Below are 22,625 nucleotides of genomic sequence, written 5' to 3' on the forward strand. Positions count from 1 at the left end.
ACGCCACGGGCCGGGGACCGGGAAGACCCGGTCCGGGTCCGGCCGGCCCGCCCGTGCCGCGTGACGCCCGGCACGACGGCGGGCCGCGGTCTCACTCCCCCGGCCGATGGACCGCGTCCAGCCGGGCCACCTCGTCGTCGGTGAGCCGGAGCGCGCCCGCGGCGACGTTCTCGGTGAGATGGTCCGGGTTTCCGGTGCCGGGGATGGCCAGTACGTGCGGACCCTGCCGCAGGGTCCACGCCAGACGGATCTGCGCGGGGGTGGCGCCATGGGCTCGCGCCACGGCGAGCACCTCGTCGTCCGCGTCACCGGCCGAACCGTCCGTGCCGCCGGGGCCCCGCGCACCGCCCGTGCCGGCGATCGCGAAGAAGGGCACGAACGCGATGCCCAGGTCCCCGCAGATCCGCAGCAGCTCGTCCGTCCCGGGATCCGTGGAGCCGAGGCCGTACCGGTTCTGCACGCACACGACGGGCGCGATGGCCCGTGCCTCGGCCAGGTGCCGGGGTTCGACGCCGGAGACTCCGAGGTGCCGGATCAGCCCCGCGTCGCGCAGTTCGGCGAGCGCGCCGAAGTGCTCGGCGATCGAGTCCTGCCCCATCCGCCGCAGGTTCACCACGTCGAGGTGGTCGCGTCCGAGCTGGCGCAGGTTCTCCTCGACGTGGGAACGCAGTTGGTCCGGCCGGGCGGGGGTGCCCCACTCCCCCGCGTAGTCGCGGTACGGCCCCACCTTCGTGACGATCACCAACTCGTCGGCGTACGGGGCCAACGCGCTGTTGATCAGCTCGTTCGCCGAGCGCAGCGACGAGAAGTAGAAGGCCGCGGTGTCGATGTGATCGACACCGAGCTCGATCGCGCGCCGCAGCACGGCGATCGACCGGTCGCGGTCGCTCGGCGTACCCAGGTGGAAGGCCGCGCTGCCCGTGAGCCGCATGGCACCGAACCCGATGCGGTTGACGTCGAGATCTCCGAGTCTCCAGGCACCCGCGGCCGCCGCGGTGATCATCTCTGAGGTCATCGTGGCAGTTTCGCATACGGACGTACGAGGCCACGTCGGCGTTCGGTGAGGCGGCGGCGTCCCATGAGGCGGCCGGGCGCCCGAGGACGCCCCGTCGCCAGGAACCGGACCGGCGCCCGGTCGGCCATGGGGTCCGTCCCAAGTCCCCACGCCGCGGCGGTCAGTCGTGGTCGTACCAGGCGAAGGCCGAGATCCGCCAGCCCTCGGCGGTGCGGACGAACTGGATGGTCTTGACCCCCGCGCCCTCGAACGGCTCACCGTCCAGGATCCCGGACTTGCGGTACTCGCCGAACCGCGAGGCGACGTCGCCTGCGATGTCGGTCCGTTCGGAGGTCTCCCACTCGGAGAACTCGACCAGCCGGCCGTCGCCCAGCAGCGTCCGGCGAGGCGCGATGAACTCCTCCACCGTGTAGACGGTGAAGTCCGGGCCCGTCTTGACGATCACACCACCGGGCACCACCAGTCGACGAAGGCGTTCCAGGTCGGCTGTCCTGCCGCCCCGGTTGTCGAAGGCGCCGAAGAACTCGGCGGTCACCAAGTCGATCTCGCTCTGGGACACCGCGCGACCGTAACACGGGCCCGCGTGACTCCGCAGGGTCGCGCGCAAGCCCCCTTCCCGGGTACGGAGTCGGCCCGGTCCGCCGGGGCCACCGCGGCCGCCGACCGGATGGAACCGTGCTCGTCCCGTCTCAGCTCAGCGGCTTCTCCAGTACGGCCTTGCGGTGGCTGAACGTCTCGAGGGAGTAGCGGCCGTGGTAACTGCCCATGCCGCTCTCGCCGACCCCGCCGAACGGCAGGTCGGAGACGGTCAGATGGGCGAGCGGCAGTCCGAGGCCGAGCCCTCCGGACGAGGTCTCGGCGGCCAGCCGCTCCCGGGTGGTGTCCGACTCGGTGAAGGCGTACAGGGCCAGCGGCTTGTCGCGGTCGTTGATGAAGTCGACGGCCTCGTCGAGTCCGGACACCGTCACGATCGGCAGGATCGGGCCGAAGATCTCCTCGCGCATGACGGGCGCCTCGGGGTCGACGTCGGCCAGAACGGTCGGCGCGAGGTACTTGGTGGCACGGTCGCCGGTGCCGCCCGTGACGGTGCGGCCGGAGTCGAGCAGGGAGCTGAGCCGGTCGTAGTGGCGCTCGTTGACGATCCGCCCGTACTCGGTGGACTGCCGCGGTTCGCTGCCGAAGAGATCCTCGACGGCACGGACGAGTTCGGGCTCCAGGGCGCGGGCGGTCTCCGGGTCGGTGAGGACGTAGTCGGGCGCGACGCAGGTCTGACCGGCGTTGAGGAACTTGCCGCGGGCGAGCCGGTCGGCGACGACGGCCAGGTCGGTCCCGCGGTCGACGAACGCCGGGGATTTCCCGCCCAGTTCGAGCGCGACCGGGGTGAGGTGTTCGGCGGCGGCCCGCATCACGATGCGGCCGACGGTGCCGTTGCCGGTGTAGAAGATGTGGTCGAAGCGCTCTGCCAGCAGCGCGGTGGTCTCCTCGACGGCGCCCTCGACGACCGCGACGGCGTCGGTGTCCAGGTACCGGGGCAGCAGCCGCGCGATGACGGCCGAGGTGGCGGGGGCGAGCTCGCTGGGCTTGACGACGACCGTGTTGCCCGCGGCCAGCGCGCCGAGCATCGGCGTCAGCAGGAGCTGGACGGGGTAGTTCCAGGGAGCGATGACCAGGACGACGCCCAGCGGGTCGAACCGCGTCCACGCGGTCGCGTCCGCGCCGAGGTGTGCCGGGACCGGAGCGGCCTGGGGGCGCAGCCACTCGTCGAGGTGCTCCAGCATGTGGTCGATCTCCCGGACCGTGAAGTCGATCTCGGTGCGGTGGGCCTCGGTGGAGCTCTTGCCGAGGTCGGCGTGGAGTGCTTCAGCGAGGTCTTCGCCGTGCGCGGTGAGCATCTCGCGCAGTCCGCGCAGCTGGGCCTTGCGCCACTCGACGGGCTTGGTACGGCCGGAGCGGTAGGTGGCGCGCAGCCGGGTCACGAGGTCGGCGGGCTGCTCGGGGGTGGGGTGGGTCACGGTGCCCTCGCTGGTCGAAGCTGATCGGAACGGACCGGATGATCCGCGCACTGGAGTCGCACGGCCTCTCGGCGCGCGCACTGGCCTTCATCGAGACTACGGGCTCGATGTAATTGCCAACCTTTCAGGTACCCAAGTACATTCCGACGACACGAAGGTCACCGTGTGTCACCCCTCGCGCACGGTTCCCCATCCCCTGTCGCGTCCGTCTCACCCCTGCCGCGTCGGGCTGCGCGTCGCGCTGTCGCGCAACTGCTGGATGCCCAGATCGAGTGCGGCTTCCAGGTGGGTCGTCCGCCCGGTGGAGAGCAGCACCACGACACCGCCCTGAATGCCGGCCAGCAGCGCGGCCGCCGAACGGTCGGGGTCGACGCCCTGACCGATCTCCCCCTGCCGCTGCATCGCCCGGACTCCTTCGGCGATCTCGCCCTGCCACTTTCCCAGCAGCTCGGCGACGACCGCCTGGGCACCCGGGGTGCTGCGTCCCAGCTGAGACATCAGCATGTTCAGCGGACACTGCGGACCCTGCCCCCGGTAGCGGGCGACCACGGTGTCGCGCCAGGCCAGCCAGGCGTCCCACGACGTGAGGTCGCCCAGTTCGGGCCGCTGGTCGGCCAGCACCTGGTCGGCCTCGAAACGCGCCACCGCGAGCAGCAGTTCCTCCTTGCCGCCGGGGAAGTAGTGGAACAGCTGGCTCTTGCTCGTGCCGGTCCGCGCCCGCACGTCGTCCAGTGTCGTGACGGCGACGCCCCGCTCCCGCATCTCGGCGGCCGCTCCCTCGATGATCCGCCCGCGCGTGGCCGCACCCTTGGCGGTGAGCTTCACGATCTCTCCCTCGTCCGCACCTGTCGGTCTCCGGACCTGCCAGTTTTCTGAACCTGCCGGTCCATTTCCACCGTGCCAGCTTCGCACCCCGTACCGCCGCCGGTCACTCGCTCGCGAGCACCGCCCGGCACCGTTCCAGGTGGGCGCGCTCCGCCGGGCTCGCGGTCAGCGCGATGGCCGCCTCGTACGCCCGTACGGCCTCGGCGGTCCGGCCGAGGCGGCGCAGCAGATCGGCCCGTACGGCGTGGAAGGCGTGATAGCCGCCGAGTTCGAGCGCGTCGACCAGGGCGAGCGCCGGCTCGGGGCCTTCGACCTCGCCGACGGCGACGGCCCGGTTGAGGGCGACCACGGGGCTCGGGGTGAGCGCCGTCAACTGGTCGTAGAGCCGGAGGATCTGGTCCCAGTCGGTGCCGGCCGCGGTCGGGGCGTCGCTGTGCACGGCGTTGACGGCGGCCTGGATCTGGTACGGGCCCGGCCGGCCGCGGCGCAGGCAGCGGCGCACCAGGTCCTGCCCCTCGGCGATCAGGTCACGGTCCCACAGGGAGCGGTCCTGGTCCGGGAGCAGGACGAGGGCGCCGTCCGGTGCGGTGCGGGCGGGCCGGCGCGACTCGACGAGGAGCATCAGCGCGAGCAGCCCGAGGGTCTCGGGTTCGTCCGGCATGAGCTCGGCGAGCAGACGGCCGAGGCGCACGCCCTCGGCGCAGAGGTCCTCCCGGCCGCCGTACCCCTCGTTGAAGATGAGGTACACGACGGCCAGCACGCCCCTGACGCGGTCCGGGAGGTCCGCGTCGCGCGGGATGCGGTACGGGATACGGGCGTCGCGGATCTTGGCTTTGGCGCGGACGATCCGCTGGGCCATGGTCGGCTCGGGGACGAGGAAGGCACGGGCGATCTGCGGAGTCGTCAGACCGCCGAGAAGACGCAGGGTCAGGGCGACCTGGGCCCGGGTGGCGAGCGCCGGGTGGCAGCAGGTGAAGATCAGACGGAGCCGGTCGTCGCGCACGGGGCCCTCCTCGTCCGGTTCGTCCCGCGCGTGGAGCCGTTCGGCCTCGGCGTGCCGGGCTTCGCGCGTCGATTCACGGCGCAGTCGGTCGATGGCACCGTTGCGGGCGGTGGTGATGATCCAGCCGGCCGGGCTCGGCGGTGTGCCGGACCCCGGCCACTTCCGCAGCGCGGTCGTGAAGGCGTCCTGGACCGCCTCCTCGGCGAGGTCGATGTCGCCGAGGAGGCGGACGAGGACGGCGACCGCGCGGCCGTACTCGGCGCGGAAGACTCCCTCGACGTCCAGGGGCATCAGGCCTCGCCCATGAAGGGCCGCACCTCGATGGGGAGCGTCGTCGCCAGCGTCGCCTTGCGGCCCCAGTCCAGCGCCGCGTCCAGGTCGGGGGCCTTGATCAGGCAGATACCGCCCAGGTACTCCTTGCTCTCGGTGTACGGGCCGTCCGTGACCAGGACGTCTCCGGCCTCGGCCCTCACCACCGTGGCCGTCTCGGGCCCGTGCAGTCCCCCGGCGAACACCCAGGCCCCGGCCTCCCGCAGCTCCGCGTGGAAGACGTCGAGACTGTGCATGATCTCTTCGAGCACCTCGGGCGCGGGCGGCTCTCCCTGCGGCTGCATCACGCTCAGCAGGTAGTACTTCATGGTGTGCTCCTTGCTCCTCGGAGGTCTCTCGCTCCTGGTGGTCTTCACTGACTACACGAACGGGAGAACCCCGGATCGACACACGCCCCGACGACCGAGGGAGATTCCTTCGATGACCGCCCCACCGCACCCGCTCGTCTCCCGGGCCGGACGGCTGGCCGCCGAGGTACTCGCCCCGCAGGCGGAGCGTGTCGACCAGGAGGGCGTGCCGGCGAGCAGCATCGAGGCGCTCAAGCGCTCGGGGCTGCTCGGGGTGAGCGCGCCGGTCGCGTACGGCGGATCGGCCGCGCCCGCCGCGGTCGTCCGAGAGACGGCCGAGATCCTCGCCGGGGCCTGCTGCTCGACCTGGTTCGTGCAGGCCCAGCACCACACTCCGGTCCTGACCCTGGCCCAGGCCGATGCCGGGCTCCCGGTGCGGGAGCGCCTGTTGGGTCCGCTGGCGCGCGGCGAGCTGCTGTCCGGGGTCGCCTACGCCCAGCTGCGCGCGTATCCGCGCGTCCCCGTGCGGGTCTCGCGCGAGCGGGGCGGCTGGCGCTTCGACGGGACGGTGCCCTGGTACACCGGCTGGGGACTCAACGACGTGATGCTGCTGGCGGGGGTGACGGACGACGCGGAGGCGCTGTTCGCCTTCACCGAGGCGCGTGAGCAGCCCGGTCTGCGGCCGTCGCCGCCGATGCGGCTCGCCGCGCTGACGGCCTCCCGGACGGTCTCGCTGGAGCTGGACGGTCTGTGGCTGCCCGACGACGCGGTGGCCCTGCGCACGCCGTACGAGACCTGGGCGGCGACCGACCGTCCGAACAACACCAACGCCTCCCCCGCGGTCTTCGGGGTCACGGCGGCGGCCCTCGACCTGCTGGACACCGATCCGCCGGCGAAGGAGACCGCGCGGGTGCTGCGCGCCCGCCTCGGCGAGGTACGACGACGGGCGTACGAGCTGGCCGACCATCCCGTGCCGAGCGAGCGGATCGAGGAGCGGCTGACGGCCAAGACGCTGGCCTACGACCTGATGCGGGCGGCAACGACCGCGGCGGTCGTGGCCGGTGGCGGCCGGGCCATGGGCCTGGGCAGCGCGGCGCAGCGGCTGGCCCGAGAGGGGATGTTCCTGCTGATCCAGGGGCAGACGGCGGCGGTGCGCACGGCGCACCTCGGAGCGCTGCGTGCGCCGGGTCCGGCCGTGTGACGGGGGCGCGCCGGCCCCGCCTCTGCGACGGATGTGCCGGGCCCGACCGGTCTGGCGGGTGCGCCAGGCCCGGCCGCTGTGACGGAGGCGCCGGGCGCAACCGGTGCCCCGAGTCCGGCCGGTGTGTCAGGTGCGGCGGATGCCGGGACGCGCGGGGCGACGCCGATGCGCCGGGTGCACCCGTCTTGTCGGGTGCACCCGAAACGCCAGGTCCGCCCGGCCCACCAGCTCCGCCAGGACCGCCGGACCTGCCAAGTCCGCCAGGACCGTCCGACCCACTGGTCCGTCCGGACCGTCCGGATCGCCCGACCCACTGGTCCGTCCGGACCGTCCGGACCGTCAGACCCGCTGGACCGTCCGGACGGGTCCGGTCCGTTCAGCTCGTGAAGGGCACCCGCGCCGCGGGCACGGGTGCCGTCGCGAACGGGTGTCGCCACAGGCCCCGCGCGGCGAGGCGCGGCAGGACGCCTTCGCCGAACCAGTAGGCCTCCTCGAGGTGGGGGTAGCCGGAGAGGACGAACTCGTCGATGCCGAGGGCGTGGTACTCGGCGACACGCTCGGCGACCTCGTCGTGGCTGCCGACCAGGGCGGTGCCCGCGCCGCCACGGACCAGGCCGATCCCGGCCCACAGGTTGGGGTGGATCTCCAGGCTCTCGCGGCTGCCGCCGTGGAGTGCGCGCATGCGTCGCTGCCCCTCCGACTCGCTGCGGGCGAGACCGGCCTGCACGGACTTCACGGTCTCCGGGTCGAAGCCGTCGAGGAGCCGATGGGCCTCGGCCCAGGCCTGCTCGGAGGTGTCACGGGTGATGACGTGCAGCCGGATGCCGAAGCGCAGAGCTCGTCCTTCGCGCTCCGCGAGCCGGCGTGCCCACGCGATCTTCTCGGCCACCTGGGCCGGCGGTTCCCCCCAGGTCAGGTACACGTCCGCGTGCCGGGCGGCGACCTCGCCCGCGATCGGCGAGGAACCGCCGAAGTAGATCTCGGGCACCGGGTCGGGGAGGTGGGCCAGCCTGGCCTCCTCGACCCGCAGGTGCTCGCCCGCCAGGTCGACGGTCTTGCCGTCCCACAGGTCCCGGACGATCTGGAGGAACTCACCGGTACGGCGATACCGGGCGTCCTTGTCGAGGAAGTCACCGTAGGCGCGCTGCTCGTGGCTCTCGCCGCCGGTGACCACGTTGAGCAGGAGCCGGCCCCCGGTCTGCCGCTGATAGGTGGACGCCATCTGCGCGGCGAGCGTCGGCGAGACGAAGCCGGGCCGGAAGGCGACCAGGAACTTCAGACGCTCGGTGTTCTGGCTGACCATCGCGGTGGTCAGCCAGGCGTCCTCGCACCAGGCGCCCGTGGGGGTGAGCGCGCCGACGAAGCCCAGATCCTCGGCGGCGCGGGCGATCTGGCTCAGATACCCGACCGTCGGCGGCCGGTCGCGGCCGGAGCCGGTGGCGGGGGTGCCGTGGCCGCCGCCGACGACGTGCCGGCTGTCTCCGTTGGTGGGCAGGAACCAGTGGAAGGTGAGGGACACGTGACGGTCTCCGTTCAGAGCAGGCCGTGGCGGGGTGGCTTGGTGCCGTTGAGCGCGTGGCGGCCGATGTGCTGGATCTTCCAGCGGGACGGGTCGTGCAGGGTGTGGGTGCGGGCGTCCCGCCAATGGCGGTGCAGATTCAGGGAGTCGAGTGCCGAGCGGGTACCGGCCAGTTCGAAGAGGGCGCCCGCCACCTCCACGGCGGTGGCGGAGGTGTGCACCTTCGCGGCGGCCACGGCGATCGACGCCTCGGCCGCCGAGTCCTCGGTGAGGTCGTCGCGGGCCGCGTCGACCGCGCGGGCCGCGGCGCCGAGCAACGCCCCGGACGCCCGTACCTGGACGGCGAGTTCACCGAAGCGCTGGATGAGGAGCGGATCCTCGGCCGCGCTGTCCACGCCGCTCTCGAACCACGGCCGGCTCTTGGTACGGACGAACTCGGCGGCCTCGGCGAACGCGCCGGCCGCGATCCCCGCGTCGATGGCGGCGTGCAGCAACTGGGCCACCGCCCCGTGGAGCTGGGGTCCGCGGAAGGTGAGGTGGTGCGGGACGACCCGGTCGGCGGGGACGGGGACGGCGTCCAGGCGGACGGTGCCGCTCGCCGTCGTGCGCTGCCCCATGCCGTCCCAGTCGTCGACGACCGTGACCCCGTCCGCGTCCCGGGGAACGTACGCGACGTGCAGGTCGTCGTCCTCGGTGCGGGCCAGTACGGGGATCCAGTCGGCGAAGAGCGCGCCCGTGGAGTAGTGCTTGACGCCGGTCAGGAGGTACGAGCCGTCGGGCCGCGGGTCCAGACGGGTGCGGATGTCCTGGACGTGCCGGGTGCCCGCCTCCGACTGGGCGTTGCCGAAACGCCGTCCCGCCAGCACCTCGCCGAAGAAGAACGCCCGCTGCTCGTCCGTTCCCTGACGGCGGATCACGTTCACGTACACGAAATGGTTCTGCGGGATCTGGGCGAGGCTGGCGTCGGCGGATGCCAGCAGCCGGAAGATCTCCGCGAGGGTCTCCTGGCGGACATCCGCCCCGCCGTACTCCGCGGGCACGGTGACGGCGAGCAGCCCGGAGGCCGAGAGGCGATCCAACTCGGCGCGGGGCAGCCGCCGTTCGGAGTCCCGCGTGGAGGCCCCGGTGCGGAACTCCGTGGCGAGCGCGGCGGCGACGGCCAGGGCCTCGGCGTCGTCGGCGATCACTTCGGCGGATGTGTGGTCGGACGCCGTCCGGGCCGACACGTCCTCAGGCGTCGTCTGCGCGGTCACGGGGTCAGCCCGCCGCGGCCAGCAGCGGTGTGCGGCCCAGGGCCGCCGAGAACTGGTCGACCACCTGGGCCAGGGCCTCGGCCGTGCCCGGTGCCAGGGTGACGCCGCCGTCCTCCCCGGTGGTGATGTCCTTGTCCAGGGTGAACCAGCCCTGGACGATGTGCGCGGCGCCCATGGAGTTGAGCACCGGCCGCAGGGCGTAGTCGAGGGCGAGGACATGCGCGGTGCTGCCGCCGGTGACGAGCGGCAGGACGGTCTTCCCGGTGAGCGCGTACTGCGGGAGCAGGTCGAGCAGCGCCTTGAGGACACCGGAGTAGGCCGCCTTGTAGACGGGGGTGCCGATGACCACACCGTCGGCGCGGGCGAAGAGTTCGGTCGCCTCGACGATGGCGGGATGCTCGAAGTCCGCGCCGAGCAGCGCCTCCGCGGGGATCGTACGGACGTCGAGCGGGATGACCCGGTGCCCCTGCGCGACCAGCCGGCCGTCCAGGTGGCGCAGGAGTTTCGCGGTACGGGAGGAGACGGAGGGACTGCCGGAGACGGACAGGACGGTGGCCATGGGCCCTCTTTCGTGAGCGGCGTACGGACGGGTGTCAGACGTGCGCGGGGACGGACTCGGGCTCGGTGTCGGGCAGCCCGGCCTCCAACTCGCGTACCAGGGGCAGCACACGGCGGCCGAAGTACTCGACCTCCTCGTGGTAGTGCAGGAAGCCGAGCAGGAGGAGGTCGACGCCGAGGCGCTTGTAGGCGACGATCCGTTCGGCGATCTGCTCCGGGGTGCCGATCAGCCCCGTCCGGAAGCCGTCGTTGTACTGGACCAGGTCCTCGAAGCGGGAGTCCTGCCACATGCCCTTGCCGTCGGCGGTGGACTGTCCGGCCTGCTTCACCGCGGCGCCGAAGCCCTCGACTGCCTCGGTGTCGGCCCGGGCGACGATCTCGCGCAGGGTGTCGCGGGCCTCGGCCTCGGTGTCCCGGGCGATCAGGAAACCGTTGAGACCGAACCGGGGTGGCCTGCGGCCGGCCTGCTCCGCCGACGCCCGCACGTCCGCGATCTGTTCGACGACTCCGCCGAAGTCCTTGCCGTTGGAGAAGTACCAGTCGGAGACCCGGCCCGCCATGGCGCGGGCGGCGGTGGAGTTGCCGCCCTGGAAGATCTCCGGGTGCGGACGCCCGGGGACGTCGAGGGGCTTGGGCTTCAGGGTGAAGTCGCGCAACCGGTAGAAGTCACCGGCGAGTTCGGCGTGGTCCTCGGTCCAGATCCGGCGCAGCGCGCGGATGAACTCCTCCGAGCGGCGATAGCGCTCGTCGTGCTCCAGCCACGGTTCGCCGAGCGCGGTGAACTCTGCCTTGAACCAGCCGCTGACCACGTTGACGGCGAAGCGGCCGTTCGACAGATGGTCGGCGGTGGCGCCGAACTTGGCCAGGACACCCGGGTGCCACAGGCCCGGGTGGACGGCGGCGATGACCTTCAGCCGCTCGGTCGCCAGGAGCAGGGCGAGGCTGAAGCCGGTCGACTCGTGCTGGAACTCGGCACCGTAGCCGGCCATGTAGCGGACCTGGCTGAGCGCGTAGTCGAAGCCGTTGTTCTCGGCGAGGACGGCCAGTTCGCGGTTGTAGTCGTAGCCCCAGTCGGTGCGCTGCTCGATCGTGCTGGTGACCAGGCCGCCGCTGACGTTGGGGACCCAGTAGGCGAAGCGGACGGGTTCGGTTGCGGACACGGAGAACTCCCGGTGTACGGAGAGGGCATGACGAACGGGGGCCCGGCGTGTCACGGCGACAGCGGGCGGACAGCGGCATGCGGCAGGGAGCGGAGAAGGCGGCGAGGTGCCCCGCGGGGAGAATTCACCTGCGGGCGGGCGGCCTGTGCGAAGGGGACCCTACCGTCGGGATCGTCAGGCTTCGCGACAACAGAAGGCGCTGGAGACACGCGCGAGGTCGACATGGCGTCGTCGCGTGAGGTCCGGCTGCGTCTTCATGTGGCCGATCGTGGCAGCCACCGGTCCGGACCGTCAAGGAACGCCGGGCCGGTCTCGCATCCCGGACCGGCGAATTTCACGAAGGCGTGACAGGGCAGACCTTGAACCGCCCGCGACCGTGGCCGCATTCTGCTGCCGTGCGCACAGAGCAGCTGGAATACATCGCGGCGGTCACCCGGCTCGGCTCGTTGCGCCGGGCCGCCGAGGAACTCCACCTCTCGCAGCCGGCGCTGAGCGAGACCGTACGGAATCTGGAGCGGGAACTCGGTGTCGACCTGCTGGAGCGCAAGCGGTCCGGCGCCCGGATGAGCGCCGAGGGACGCGAACTGCTGCCGCACATCATCAACGTGCTCGACGCGGTCGACCGGCTGCGCGGCGCGGCCGGCGAGCAGCACCGCATCAGCCGGATGGTCCGGGTCGGCACGGTGAACGCGGCGACGGTGCCGCTGCTCATCCCGGTCGTCCGGGGTTTTCGCGCGACGCACCCGCAGACACAGGTCGAAGTGGTCGGCGCCCAGCAGCCGGAGATCCACCGGGGCCTCTCGGAGGGCGGTTTCGATCTGGGGCTGGTGAACCACCTGGACGGCGACGACATGCCCGCCGACTTCGAGTCCACCGAGCTGCTGCGCGGGCGGCCGGTGGTGTGCGTACGCCCGGACAGCCCGCTGGCCGCGTCGTCCGCCGTGTCGCCGTCCGACCTCCTCGACGGACGCGAGCCCCTGATCGCGATGCGCTCCGGCTATGTCATGCACCGCTACCTGCATCGGTTCCTGGAGGGCCGGGGGCCGTCCCTGTCGTACTCGACCGATGGCGCCGAGATGGGAAAGCTCATGGTCGCCGAGGGCCTGGGCGCCACCGTACTGCCCGACTTCAGCGTCATCGGCGATCCCCTGGAGCGGTGCGGCGCCCTCACGTACAGGCCGCTCACCGACGCCGCGACACGGGTCCTGCTGATGCTCCGGCGCCGCAGGACGGACTCCCTCCCCCGCGCCGCGGGCGACCTGCACGACGCGTTCGTGCGCAGGTCCGCGGAGCTCGGCGGCAGCCTGGCGACGAGGGCCTGAGCCGACCGCGCCGGCCCGGACGCTCGGAGCGCTCGGGGGCGCCGTGCTGTGACCATCCGAAGAGTTACTCGTTTGACGGATCGGCGTGACAGGACGCCAGCTCCTTCGGAAGGCATTCGTTCCATGCCCCTCCCTCCGTTCGCCCGCGCCGTCCGCCGCGGCAGGACCGGACTCGACCGGGCCGAGGCAGCCCTGGTCGAGGAGTACAGCGACCTGGTGCGGCTGGCGTATCTGACGCTGCCGTCGTCGCTGAGCAGGCACCGACGCATTCTCGTGGCGCATTCCCTGGTGCAGCGGTCGCTGCCGGGCGCCCGGAGCGGACGGCCGGACCCCCTGGTGCCGGCCCCGCGCGGGACCGTGCGCCGGCCCGTCGCGGAGAAGGACCGCCTGCGCGGTCAGGTCGTGCGCTCCGCCCTGGCGCACGGCCGGTCCCCGCGCGGCTGGCCCCGCCGGCTGCCGCCGCCCCGTACGGTGCTGCCCACGCTGCCCGTCGTCTGGGGGCTGCAGCTGTTCCCGCGCGCGGGCGGGGCCGAGGAGATCGCCCTGGGCCAGGCCCTGGCGGGTGCGACGGCCGCGGGGCGCGCGGCGTTCGTGCTGCGCCGGGTGGACGGGCTCGCCGACGCGGTGGTCGAGGCTCTGCTGCGCGCGGCGGGCGTCCCCGACCCCGAGGGCGCCCTGCGGTCGGCGAACCGTCTCGACGAGTCGGCGGGGGCAGCGGCGAGGGCCCTGCTCACGTCGAGGGAGTTCGACGCCTGCTCGGTGCAGACCCGTCCCACCGATCTGCTGCGCCGCAGACGCCGTGTGCGGTTCCTGTGGGCGGCGCTGACCGCCGCCGTGCTCACCGGGTTGGTGCTTGCGGTCGCCGGCCAGGGGTCCGCGCCGTCCCGGCCGGCGCCCGGCTCCCGTACGGGCGTGGGACTTCCCGGACCCGATGACCTGGTACGCACCGCCGGGGACCTCTGGGCCGACACCTCCCGCGTCGACCTCACCGCGTGGCCCGCGCGGGGCGGCCGCGTGAACGACCGGTCCCTGCTGGCCAGGGCTCTGTCCACGTGGGACCGGCCCGCGGGTGCGCTGCGGGTCACCACGACGCCCGGCACCCCGACGGATCCTCCGCCGCACTCGCCCCAGCTGCTCTACGCCGGGAACGTCGACGGCGACGCCGTGGTGCTCCTGTACGACGGCCGGCGGGTGGTGCGCTACAGCGAGCCGCTCGGCGCCCCCGGGCACGGTGCCCTCGCCCTGGCGCGTGCCGACGACGCGGACGTGACGACCGCCGCCGCGCTGGTCGTCCACCGCGGTGCCCGTGGCGCGCGGTATCTCCTCGCCCCCTGGATCGCGGAGGCGCGCAGCCGCGACCTGTTGCGCCCCGACTCCCCCGCGCGGCCGGTCGGCGTCGCCGGGGACGGGGTCACCGTGCCCGTCCCCGCTCCCACCAGGAAAGCGGCCTGCGACAGCCGGCCCGTGCTGCAACTGCGCTCCTCCGCACGCATCGTGGAGAAGCACGCGTTCCTGCTGACCGACCTGGGCGAGCTGTCCCCGGTGCACCTCACCTACACCCCGCTGCCGGGACACGGGAGCCCTCCGGCGCGCCAGCCCCGTGAGGCGACGGGCGGTCCTGCCCTGCTCGCCTGGGCGCACCTGGCGTGCGGGCTCGAGGAGTTGCGGGGCACGGGCGTCCGGGCGGTCAACGCCTGGGACTTCGCCGAGCAGGAACTGCCGGAGCGGGGCGGGCACGCGGTGTGGACCTGCGCGCGGGCCTCGACCTGGCGCGGGCCCGGTGACGTGGAGCTGGTGCTGCGTGCCCCGGCCTCCTCGGCGTCCGCTCCGGCCGAGGTGGTCGGCCGGGCCCGGGCCACCGCGGCCTGCAGCAGATTCGGCCAGCACGTGGTGGCCGACGTCCACTGGCGGACGCGCTCCGGTCACTGGTATCTGCTGGCGGCCGGCAGCCGGGCGGTCACCCGTATCGACGTCACCGGTGAGGTGACGGCCCGGCAGCGGGGCCGGACGCTCGCGGTCCTCGCGCCGAGGGACTCCCGTGTCCGGGTGTCGGCCCGTCTAGGCAACGGCACTTCACTGGACCCGGTCGGTGACCCCGGTCGATGACGGGGGTGACCCCGGTCGATGACGGGGGTGACACCGTGCCCGCGACGCGGCCCACGGACGGGGTGCGGCCCACGGACCGGGCGTGCCGCGTCGCTCAGTCCTCGTCCCCGGTCGGGACGACCACCAGGAAGGCATCCGACTTGAGGTCCATCACCACGGTGGCCGGCTGACCCTCGGTACGGCGTCGGGCGGCGTACTCCTCCGCCGTCCAGGATCCGCGCGGGGACCCTGCGGGAAATCGTTCCAGCACCTTCGCGCTCATGACGACGGGCACCTCCAACTCCGGCTTCCGACTCGGACGGCCGAGTCGCCTTGAATTCACTTGCCCGAGTTTTCCGTGGACATGTCCAGGCGGGCCGGGCTCCCCGTTCATCCGGCGCAGCCGCACCGTGAAGGCCGGGAGACGGGTCGCCTCGGCACGCTCCCGCCCCGGACCGCCCTCGGGGGCCGGGTCACCCGCTCGGTCCTCACCGTCGTCCCGTCCGTCCACGCGATCAGCCCATAGCAGTCCGCCGTCCGCTCCCTCGGGCATCCCCGGTCGCCGGAAAGACCCCTTCCGCGCATCCGCCGTCACCGCCCGCGTGGAAGGCATGACGAGGGGAGTACGGAAAGGGGGCGACGCGGCGAACGACGGAGGGACCCATGAGCGAGGACGACACCGGCCTGAGATGTCTGGTGACCGGTGCCACGGGCTACATCGGCGGGCGGCTGGTCCCCGAGCTGCTGGCGGAGGGACACCGGGTGCGCTGTCTCGCCCGCTCCCCCGCCAAACTGCGCGACTTCCCGTGGGCGGGCGAGGCGGACGTCGTACGGGGCGATGTCCTGGACGCCGACTCGGTGGCCGAGGCGATGCGGGACACGGATGTCGCGTACTACCTCGTCCACGCCCTCGGCACGGGCCACGACTTCGAGGCGACCGACCGCGAGGCGGCGCGGATCTTCGGTGAGCGGGCCCGCGCGGCCGGCGTCCGGCGGATCGTGTACCTGGGCGGGCTCACCCCGCAGGGCGTACCTGAGACGGAACTGTCGCCGCACCTCAGGTCCCGCACCGAGGTCGGCCGCATCCTGCTGCACTCCGGCGTGCCGACCACGGTGCTGCGGGCCGCGGTGATCATCGGCTCCGGCTCGGCGTCCTTCGAGATGCTCCGCTATCTGACGGAGCGACTGCCCGTGATGGTGACACCGAGCTGGGTGCACACCCGCATCCAGCCGATGGGGGTGCGGGACGTGCTGCGCACCCTCGTCGGCAGCGCCCGGATGCCCTCGGACGTCAACCGCACCTTCGACATCGGCGGCCCCGAGATCCTGACGTACCTGGAGATGATGCGGCGCTACGCGGCCATCGCCGGGCTGCCCCGCAGGCTCATCTTCCCCGTGCCGGTGCTCACCCCCCGGCTGTCCAGTCACTGGGTCGGCCTGGTCACTCCGGTGCCCGCGTCCATCGCGCGCCCGCTCACCGAGTCGCTGCGGCACGAGGTCGTGTGCCACGAGCACGACATCGTCCGGTACGTGCCCGATCCGCCGGGGCGTCCGATCGGCTTCGACGAGGCGGTGTCGCTGGCGCTGCAACGCGTGCGGGACGCGCAGGTCACCACGAGGTGGTCGTCGGCCTCGGTGCCCGGCGCGCCCAGCGATCCGCTCCCCACCGACCCCGACTGGGCGGGCGGCAGCCTCTACACCGACCGTCGCGAGCTGGCCGTGGACGCGCCGCGCGAGGCGTTGTGGAGGGTGATCGAGGGCATCGGCGGCGACAACGGCTGGTACTCCTTCCCCCTCGCCTGGGCCGTCCGCGGCTGGCTGGACCGTCTGGTGGGCGGTGTCGGTCTGCGGCGCGGGCGGCGCGACGCCACGCGGCTGCGGGCGGGCGACTCCCTCGACTTCTGGCGGGTCGAGGAGATCGAGCCCGGTCATCTGCTGCGGCTGCGCGCCGAGATGCGGCTGCCGGGGCTGGCCTGGCTGGAGATGTACGCCGAGACGGGCGACAACGGCGGGTCGCGCTACCGGCAGCGGGCCATGTTCCATCCGCACGGGCTGCTGGGGCACGCCTACTGGTGGAGCGTGTCGCCGTTCCACGCCGCCGTGTTCGGCGGCATGGCCCGCAACATCGCGAAGGCCGCCGCCAAGGCCGAGAGCACCCCGACGGCGAAGCCGGGATCCGCGCCCACTCCCTGACCGCCGACCCGCGTCCGCCGACCGCCCCCGGCCCCGCCCGGGTCCGGTTCCCGTCGCTCCCGCGGTGTCCGCATCCGCGGGAGCCCGTCGGACCGAAGCGGGAAGCGTCGTCGCTCCCGCGACGGTGACCCTCGTACCCACACCCGTCAGCCCAGCCGACCCCGGAGCCACACCATGAACGTCTCGGTTGTCCTGTTCACCTCGGACCTGCGTCTGCACGACCATCCGGCGCTGCGGGCGGCCCACGACGGTTCGGCCGCGCTGGTCCCCCTCTTCGTGCGCGACGACGCCGTCGCCGCGGCCGGGTTCACGGCTCCCAACCGCATGGCGTTCCTCGCGGACTGTCTGGCGGACCTCGACGCCGGACTGCGCGAGCGGGGCGGCCGGCTGGTGGTGCGTTCCGGCGACGTGATCGCCCAGGTGTGCAAGGTGGTCTCCGAGGCGGACGCCGACGAGGTGCACATGGCGGCGGGCGTCAGCGCCTACGCGCGCCGCCGCGAGGACGGGCTGCGCACGGCCCTGGAGGCCGAGGGGTGCCGGCTGCACGTCCACGACACCGTGATCACCGCACTCGCGCCCGGTGCCGTCACCCCGGTCTCGTCGGACCACTTCGCGGTCTTCACCCCGTACTTCCGGCACTGGTCGCGGCAGTCGCTGCGCGGCGCGGTCACCGCCCCGCGCACGATCCGGGTGCCGGACGGGGTCGGCTCGGAGACGGTCCCCTCCCGTGCGGGCCTGTCCGGGGTCTCCGCAGGACTGGCGCGGGGCGGCGAGACGGAGGCCCGCAGGAGACTCGCCTCCTGGCTGCGGAGCGGGATCGCGTCGTACGAGGACCGGCACGACGACCTGCCCGGCGACGCCACCTCCCGGTTCTCCCCGTACCTGCACTTCGGCTCGCTCTCGCCGGTCGAGCTGGTGCACCGGGCCCGTGGCGCGGGCGGGGCGGGCGCCGAGGCCTTCGTACGGCAGCTGGCCTGGCGGGACTTCCACCACCAGGTGCTCGCCGCGCGGCCGGACGCGGCCGTGGCCGACTACCGCACCCGCCACGACCGCTGGCGCTCGGAGACCGACGCCCGGGAGGACATCGCCGCGTGGAAGGAGGGGCTCACCGGCTATCCGGTGATCGACGCGGCGATGCGCCAACTACGCCACGAGGGCTGGATGCACAACCGGGGGCGCCTCCTGACGGCGAGCTTCCTCACCAAGACGCTGTACGTGGACTGGCGGGTCGGGGCCCGGCACTTCCTGGACCTGCTGGTGGACGGCGATGTCGCCAACAACCAGCTCAACTGGCAGTGGATGGCCGGGACGGGCACGGACACCCGGCCCAACCGGGTCCTCAACCCGGTGATCCAGGCGAAGCGTTACGACCCGGACGGGGTGTACGTCCGGCGGTGGGTACCCGAACTGGAGGGGATCGAGGGCGCCGCCGTGCACGAGCCGTGGAAGCTGCGGGGCCTGGACCGCGCGGACTACGATTACCCGGACCCCGTGGTCGAACTTCCGGACGGTCTGGCCCGCTTCAAGAACGCCCGGGGCCGTGGCTGAAGGAAGTCACCAGGGAATTTACTATTCGTAGAGATTTTTTCGTCGAACGCGTGCGTACTGGTGGGCGTCAGAATCAGTCGTCAACCGGATCCACTCGCACCGGATTCACCATGCGGCACGACGGGGCTCCCGCTCCGCGCTGCCGCTCCGCCAGGAGGCTCGATGCGCATTGCACGGAACGCAGGAACGCTCTTCGTGGCAGGTGCGTTGACCATGACGCTCGCCGCGCTCGCGTACCCTGCCGTGATCGGCGTGCAGACCACATCCAGCGCCCCGAACCGCGTGATCGCCAACACTCCGACGGGCCCGCTGACCGAGGCCGACCGAGACTTCGTCGTCAAGGTGCGGGCGGCGGGACTCTGGGAGTACCCGGTCGGACAGCTGGCGCTCCAGAAGGGCACCATCCCGGCGGTCAGAACCGCCGGTGACCACTTGATCAGGGGCCACGCCGCGCTGGACGACACCGACCGCAAGGTCGCCGCCACGCTCGGCATCACCATCCCCAACAAGCCGTCTCCGCAGCAGCAGGGCTTCGTCACGACCCTGACCGGTGACAGCGGCAAGCAGTTCGACACGGACTTCGCCAACATCCTGCGGCTGACCCACGGGACGATCTTCCTCACCGTCGCGAAGATCAGGTCCACCACCGAGAACTCCCTGGTGCGCCAGCTCGCCGACCAGGCCAACGACACCGTGCTGGACCACATCACGGTGATGGAGAAGACCGGGCTGGTCAACTTCGATCAGGTGTTGTTCCAGGAGACCACCCCGCCGAAGCTGCCCTCCCAGAACGTCACGCCGCCCGCTCCCGCGCCGGGCGAGCCGACCGTCGTCCTCACCCCGCCCGCGGGAAGCTCCGCGTCACCCTCACCGACGGTGCGGTGAGCCGGGAACGTCACCCCGGCCCGGGACCTCAGCCTCCCGGGACCGGGGCGACGCTGTCGTAGAGGCCCCTCAGGGACCCGAGGGCGTCCCGCAGTCCCGGCGGCCGGAGCATCCCGCGCAGCGGGCGACCGGCCCAGCCGGGACCGCCCAGCACGACGGCCGGATGGTTGCGGGCGCCCTTGACACCCCAGTGCGTGCCGGCGACGTGCCGGGCGAGTGGGACGTCGGCCGTCGAACGGGTCTGGGCCCACAGCACGACGGCCGTCGGGCCCAGCCGCCGTACCGCCGCGGTCAGCGCCTCGGTGGGCACGGCCGCACCGAACATCCTCGTGGGCAGCCCGAGTTCGGCGAGTCCGGCGTGCAGCGCCTGCAACGGCAGGCTGTGCTGCTCGCCGGGGACGCACGCCAGCACCACGGGCCCCGGACCGGTGGCGGGGGCGTCGGGCCGGGCCGGCTCGGTCGCCCGGTGGAGGATCCGGGAGATGTGCCAGGACAGCAGGTGCTCCACCTCCACGTAACGGTCCCCCGAGGACTCCCACTTGCGTCCCACGGCGTGCAAGGTGGGCACCATCACCTCGTCCCAGGCGACGACCAGGCCGTGCCGTTCCACGAGCGAGGCCAGCTGATCGTCCATCGCGGGCGCGTCGAGGCGCACCGCGGCGCGCGCGAGGCCCCTGCACTCCTGCCGGACGTCACCGAGCGGCAGTGCGCCGGCCGCCTGTGACCGCTGCGGGCCGAGACCGCCGGCCCCCTCGGCCGGATCGGGGCCGTAGGGGATCCGCTCGACGCCCTTCCGCGCGGTCCTGGCCGCCTCGGCGGGCGGCACCCCCGCGGAGGTCAGCCGGCACATCTCCTCGAGCATCGCCACGTCCTGCGGCGTCCAGCGGCGGTGCCGCCCGTCGGAGCGGACCGCGGGGCCCACCCCGTACCGCCGGTCCCAGGAGCGCAGCGTGGTGGGCGAAACCCCGAGCCGGCGGGCCAGCGCGCCCGTGGTGACGCCCGCCTCGGCGGGCTCCGCGGCCGGTTCTGACACCTCTGTCGGTCGGTCCTCGCCCATGTGGCGACTATACGACGCAGAAACGATGCAAGTTGTCCCGGATGTCCTGTGGTTCACACGATGGAGCCCACAGCGCGTCGCACGGAAGGCGCCCCGTGAGCCCCGTCCGAACGGAGGAACCGTGGTCATGGCCGCAGATCCGATCACCGCGGGGCGTCCCGCGCAGTGGACGCCCCTGACCGCGACGTTCACCGACGCGGAGATCGCCCGGGGGCTCGCGGACGGTGACGAGCGCTGTCTGACCGCCGCGTACCACCGCTGGGGAAAACTGGTGCACACGCTGGCCCTGCGTTCACTGGGCGACGCCCGGGAGGCCGAGGACGTCACCCAGCAGGTGTTCCTGGCCGCCTGGCAGGGCGCTCACGGCTATCGCCCCGAGCGCGGCGCCCTGGCCGGCTGGCTCGTGGGCATCGGCCGCCGCAAGATCGCCGACGCGCTGTCCGCGCGCACCCGCCGCACCGAGCTGGTCGCGGCCGCCGCAGCCCTGCTGGGTCCCGCCGACGAATCGCGCGGCCGCCCCGAGGCCGCCGTGCTCGACCGCGTCCTCGTCCGGCACGAGCTCGCCGGACTGCCCTCGCCCCAGCGTCAGGTGCTGCATCTCGCGTTCTACGAGGACCTGACCCAGACGCAGATCGCGCAGCGCACCGGCTGGCCGCTGGGGACGGTCAAGAGCCACTGCCGGCGGGGTCTGCGCCAACTGCGACGCTGTCTGCCCGCGCGGGTCGACGGGTGAGGACCGGCGGCGACCGCCCGGCACCGGGACCGGCTCTCCCGCGTCCCGCGCCGGCGCCCGGCCCCCGTACCCGGAATTCTCCCGCCCTGGGCCAATCCGCGGCCGGACCTGCTCCGGATCAGTCCCGTACCTTTCGCCCTGCTTGGAGGACCACCCCGTGAAGGAAGCCGTGGAGATCGGGAGAAACCCGGCGGCGCAACCCGGTCTGCCGGACCTGATGGCCGACGTCGCCCGCGGCGACCACGAGGCTTTCGCCGCGGTGTACGACGTCGTGGCGGGGCCGGTGCTCGGCATCGTGCGCAGGGTGCTGCGCGACCTGGCCCAGTCCGAGGAGGTGGCCCAGGAGGTACTGGTCGAGGTGTGGCGGACCGCCGCCCGCTACCGGCCGGAGCGAGGGTCGGTGATGAACTGGGTGCTCACCCTCGCCCATCAGCGGGCCGTCGACCGGGTGCGCTCGGCCGAGGCCTCGGCGGCACGTGAGCACAAGGCGGCCCTCCTCGACCGGACGCCCGAGTTCGACGAGGTGACCGAGCAGGTCGAGGCGCGGCTGGAGCGGGAACAGGTGCGGCGCTGTCTGCGGACGCTGACGGAACTCCAGCGCCAGTCCGTGACCCTCGCGTACTACCGCGGCCTGACCTACCGGGAGGTGGCGGAGCTGCTGACACTTCCGCTGGGCACGGTCAAGACGCGGCTGCGCGACGGTCTCATCCGCCTCCGTGACTGCCTGGGGGTCACCGCATGACCACGTCCGACCTGCACACCCTGACGGGTGCGTACGCGCTGCACGCCCTCGACGCGGACGAGCGCGGCCGGTTCGAGCGGCACGCGGCCGACTGCGAGGCCTGCGCCCAGGAGGTCCGCGAGCTGACCGCCACGGCGGCGCGCCTCGGCCTCGCCGAAACCGCCGTCGCGGCCCCCGAGCTCAAGACCCGGGTCATGCGGCACATCTCCACGGTCCGGCAGGAAGCACCCCGGACGGCGCCCGCCAAGCCCTCCACACCGGTCACGGTCGCCGCACCCGCCGCGCCCCCCGAGCCGGCTCTCCGGCGCCTGCGCCATGCCCGCGGCCTGTCACGCTGGGCCCTGGCCGCCTGTGTGGCCGCCGCCGCGGCGTTCGGCGGCACGGCGGTGTGGCAGCACGACCGTGCGCGGGAGGCCCAGCACCAGGCACGGGACGCCGAGCGCCGGACCGCCGACCTGACCGCGGTGCTGGCCGCCCCGGACGCGAAGAGCCGTACCGCGCGACTGGCGGGCGGGGCCGGGGGCACGGTGGTCGTCTCCGCCGGCCGTGACAAGGCCGTCTTCATCTCATCGAGGATGCCGAAGCCGCCGAGCGGCAAGGTCTACCAGCTGTGGTTCGACGACGCGGGCACCATGCGCTCCGCCGGTCTGATGGACCCGCACCGGACCAGCGAGGCGGTCCTGCTGGACGGGAACCTGGCCAAGGCCTCGGGCGTGGGTATCACCGTGGAACCGGCCGGCGGCTCGGCCCGGCCGACCTCGGCCCCGCTGGCGCTGCTGCACTTCCCCACCTGACGGGACCGGCCGGTCCCCGGGGGTCGGACCGGCCCGTCCCTCTCCCGGGACGAGCCGGTCCTCCCGGCGTCGCCCACCGGTCCTCCCCCGGCGGGCGACGCCC

22 protein-coding genes are annotated in these 22,625 nt (G+C 73.1%); 9 read left to right on the forward strand and 13 right to left on the reverse strand.

Going from position 1 to position 22,625, the window contains the following annotated elements:
- Positions 1-91: 91 nt before the first annotated feature.
- The 6 genes from HEP85_RS03900 to HEP85_RS03925 form a co-directional block, all read right to left on the reverse strand.
- Positions 92-1,015, reverse strand: a complete 924-nt coding sequence (locus HEP85_RS03900) for an aldo/keto reductase (RefSeq protein ID WP_168526223.1) — start codon at positions 1,013-1,015, stop codon at positions 92-94.
- A 160-nt stretch (positions 1,016-1,175) separates the two neighbouring features.
- Complete coding sequence (locus HEP85_RS03905) at positions 1,176-1,574, reverse strand: nuclear transport factor 2 family protein (RefSeq protein ID WP_168526225.1); 399 nt, start codon at positions 1,572-1,574, stop codon at positions 1,176-1,178.
- 130 nt (positions 1,575-1,704) lie between these two features.
- Entirely contained in the window at positions 1,705-3,027 is a 1,323-nt protein-coding gene (locus tag HEP85_RS03910) for an aldehyde dehydrogenase family protein (RefSeq protein WP_168526227.1), read from the reverse strand.
- 210 nt (positions 3,028-3,237) lie between these two features.
- On the reverse strand, positions 3,238-3,852 hold the full coding sequence (locus HEP85_RS03915) for a TetR/AcrR family transcriptional regulator (protein WP_211117821.1): 615 nt from the start codon (positions 3,850-3,852) through the stop codon (positions 3,238-3,240).
- A gap of 103 nt (positions 3,853-3,955) precedes the next feature.
- Positions 3,956-5,146 (reverse strand): RNA polymerase sigma factor, encoded by a 1,191-nt coding sequence (locus HEP85_RS03920; RefSeq protein ID WP_168526229.1) that lies wholly within the window; start codon positions 5,144-5,146, stop codon positions 3,956-3,958.
- A complete protein-coding gene (locus HEP85_RS03925; protein ID WP_168526230.1) occupies positions 5,146-5,493 on the reverse strand; it encodes a YciI family protein in 348 nt (115 codons plus the stop codon). Before HEP85_RS03925 ends, HEP85_RS03920 begins: the two co-directional genes overlap by 1 nt.
- Before the next feature lie 112 nt (positions 5,494-5,605).
- Here HEP85_RS03925 and HEP85_RS03930 point away from each other — a divergent pair, with 112 nt between their 5' ends.
- Complete coding sequence (locus HEP85_RS03930; protein WP_369657577.1) at positions 5,606-6,673, forward strand: acyl-CoA dehydrogenase family protein; 1,068 nt, start codon at positions 5,606-5,608, stop codon at positions 6,671-6,673.
- Between the two features lie 376 nt (positions 6,674-7,049).
- Here HEP85_RS03930 and HEP85_RS03935 read toward each other — a convergent pair whose 3' ends face one another.
- From HEP85_RS03935 to HEP85_RS03955, 5 genes are all read right to left on the reverse strand, one after another.
- On the reverse strand, positions 7,050-8,192 hold the full coding sequence (locus HEP85_RS03935; protein ID WP_168526232.1) for an LLM class flavin-dependent oxidoreductase: 1,143 nt from the start codon (positions 8,190-8,192) through the stop codon (positions 7,050-7,052).
- Positions 8,193-8,206: 14 nt separating this feature from the next.
- Entirely contained in the window at positions 8,207-9,379 is a 1,173-nt protein-coding gene (locus HEP85_RS03940; protein WP_248002444.1) for an SfnB family sulfur acquisition oxidoreductase, read from the reverse strand.
- Between the two features lie 70 nt (positions 9,380-9,449).
- The gene (gene ssuE / locus HEP85_RS03945; protein ID WP_168526234.1) at positions 9,450-10,004 is read right to left on the reverse strand and encodes an NADPH-dependent FMN reductase; all 555 of its coding nucleotides are present in this window, start codon (positions 10,002-10,004) and stop codon (positions 9,450-9,452) included.
- Positions 10,005-10,038: 34 nt separating this feature from the next.
- On the reverse strand, positions 10,039-11,163 hold the full coding sequence (gene sfnG, locus HEP85_RS03950) for a dimethylsulfone monooxygenase SfnG (protein ID WP_168526236.1): 1,125 nt from the start codon (positions 11,161-11,163) through the stop codon (positions 10,039-10,041).
- A 174-nt stretch (positions 11,164-11,337) separates the two neighbouring features.
- Positions 11,338-11,421 (reverse strand): putative leader peptide, encoded by an 84-nt coding sequence (locus tag HEP85_RS03955; RefSeq protein ID WP_356012339.1) that lies wholly within the window; start codon positions 11,419-11,421, stop codon positions 11,338-11,340.
- 137 nt (positions 11,422-11,558) lie between these two features.
- Here HEP85_RS03955 and HEP85_RS03960 point away from each other — a divergent pair, with 137 nt between their 5' ends.
- Both HEP85_RS03960 and HEP85_RS03965 read left to right on the forward strand, forming a co-directional pair.
- The gene (locus HEP85_RS03960; protein ID WP_211117823.1) at positions 11,559-12,485 is read left to right on the forward strand and encodes a LysR family transcriptional regulator; all 927 of its coding nucleotides are present in this window, start codon (positions 11,559-11,561) and stop codon (positions 12,483-12,485) included.
- A gap of 123 nt (positions 12,486-12,608) precedes the next feature.
- Entirely contained in the window at positions 12,609-14,591 is a 1,983-nt protein-coding gene (locus HEP85_RS03965; protein WP_369657578.1) for a hypothetical protein, read from the forward strand.
- 94 nt (positions 14,592-14,685) lie between these two features.
- Here the strand turns inward: HEP85_RS03965 and HEP85_RS03970 are convergent, their stop codons facing one another.
- Positions 14,686-14,853, reverse strand: coding sequence for a hypothetical protein (locus HEP85_RS03970; RefSeq protein WP_168526240.1), 168 nt, complete (start codon positions 14,851-14,853; stop codon positions 14,686-14,688).
- A gap of 380 nt (positions 14,854-15,233) precedes the next feature.
- Between HEP85_RS03970 and HEP85_RS03975 the strand changes: the two genes are divergently transcribed.
- The 3 genes from HEP85_RS03975 (at position 15,234) to HEP85_RS03985 (ending at position 19,196) form a co-directional block, all read left to right on the forward strand.
- Positions 15,234-16,763: an SDR family oxidoreductase gene (locus HEP85_RS03975; protein WP_168526242.1), complete on the forward strand. Its 1,530-nt coding sequence runs from the start codon at positions 15,234-15,236 to the stop codon at positions 16,761-16,763.
- Positions 16,764-16,937: 174 nt separating this feature from the next.
- Positions 16,938-18,311 carry a deoxyribodipyrimidine photo-lyase gene (locus HEP85_RS03980; protein ID WP_168526244.1) on the forward strand — a complete coding sequence of 458 codons (1,374 nt, stop codon included), beginning with the start codon at positions 16,938-16,940 and terminating at the stop codon, positions 18,309-18,311.
- Between the two features lie 162 nt (positions 18,312-18,473).
- Complete coding sequence (locus tag HEP85_RS03985; protein WP_211117825.1) at positions 18,474-19,196, forward strand: DUF4142 domain-containing protein; 723 nt, start codon at positions 18,474-18,476, stop codon at positions 19,194-19,196.
- 28 nt (positions 19,197-19,224) lie between these two features.
- Here the strand turns inward: HEP85_RS03985 and HEP85_RS03990 are convergent, their stop codons facing one another.
- Positions 19,225-20,253 carry a MerR family transcriptional regulator gene (locus HEP85_RS03990; RefSeq protein WP_329285150.1) on the reverse strand — a complete coding sequence of 343 codons (1,029 nt, stop codon included), beginning with the start codon at positions 20,251-20,253 and terminating at the stop codon, positions 19,225-19,227.
- A gap of 127 nt (positions 20,254-20,380) precedes the next feature.
- On the opposite strand from HEP85_RS03990, the gene HEP85_RS03995 reads away from it, so the two are divergent.
- The 3 genes from HEP85_RS03995 to HEP85_RS04005 all read left to right on the forward strand — a co-directional run bounded on the left by HEP85_RS03995 (position 20,381) and on the right by HEP85_RS04005 (position 22,522).
- On the forward strand, positions 20,381-20,986 hold the full coding sequence (locus tag HEP85_RS03995) for a sigma-70 family RNA polymerase sigma factor (protein WP_168526246.1): 606 nt from the start codon (positions 20,381-20,383) through the stop codon (positions 20,984-20,986).
- Between the two features lie 157 nt (positions 20,987-21,143).
- The gene (locus tag HEP85_RS04000; protein ID WP_168526248.1) at positions 21,144-21,728 is read left to right on the forward strand and encodes a sigma-70 family RNA polymerase sigma factor; all 585 of its coding nucleotides are present in this window, start codon (positions 21,144-21,146) and stop codon (positions 21,726-21,728) included.
- Positions 21,725-22,522, forward strand: coding sequence for an anti-sigma factor (locus HEP85_RS04005; protein WP_369657579.1), 798 nt, complete (start codon positions 21,725-21,727; stop codon positions 22,520-22,522). Before HEP85_RS04000 ends, HEP85_RS04005 begins: the two co-directional genes overlap by 4 nt.
- The last annotated feature ends 103 nt before the right edge of the window (positions 22,523-22,625 follow it).

It is taken from the genome of Streptomyces sp. RPA4-2 (assembly GCF_012273515.2).
GTDB classification, from domain to species: domain Bacteria; phylum Actinomycetota; class Actinomycetes; order Streptomycetales; family Streptomycetaceae; genus Streptomyces; species Streptomyces kaempferi.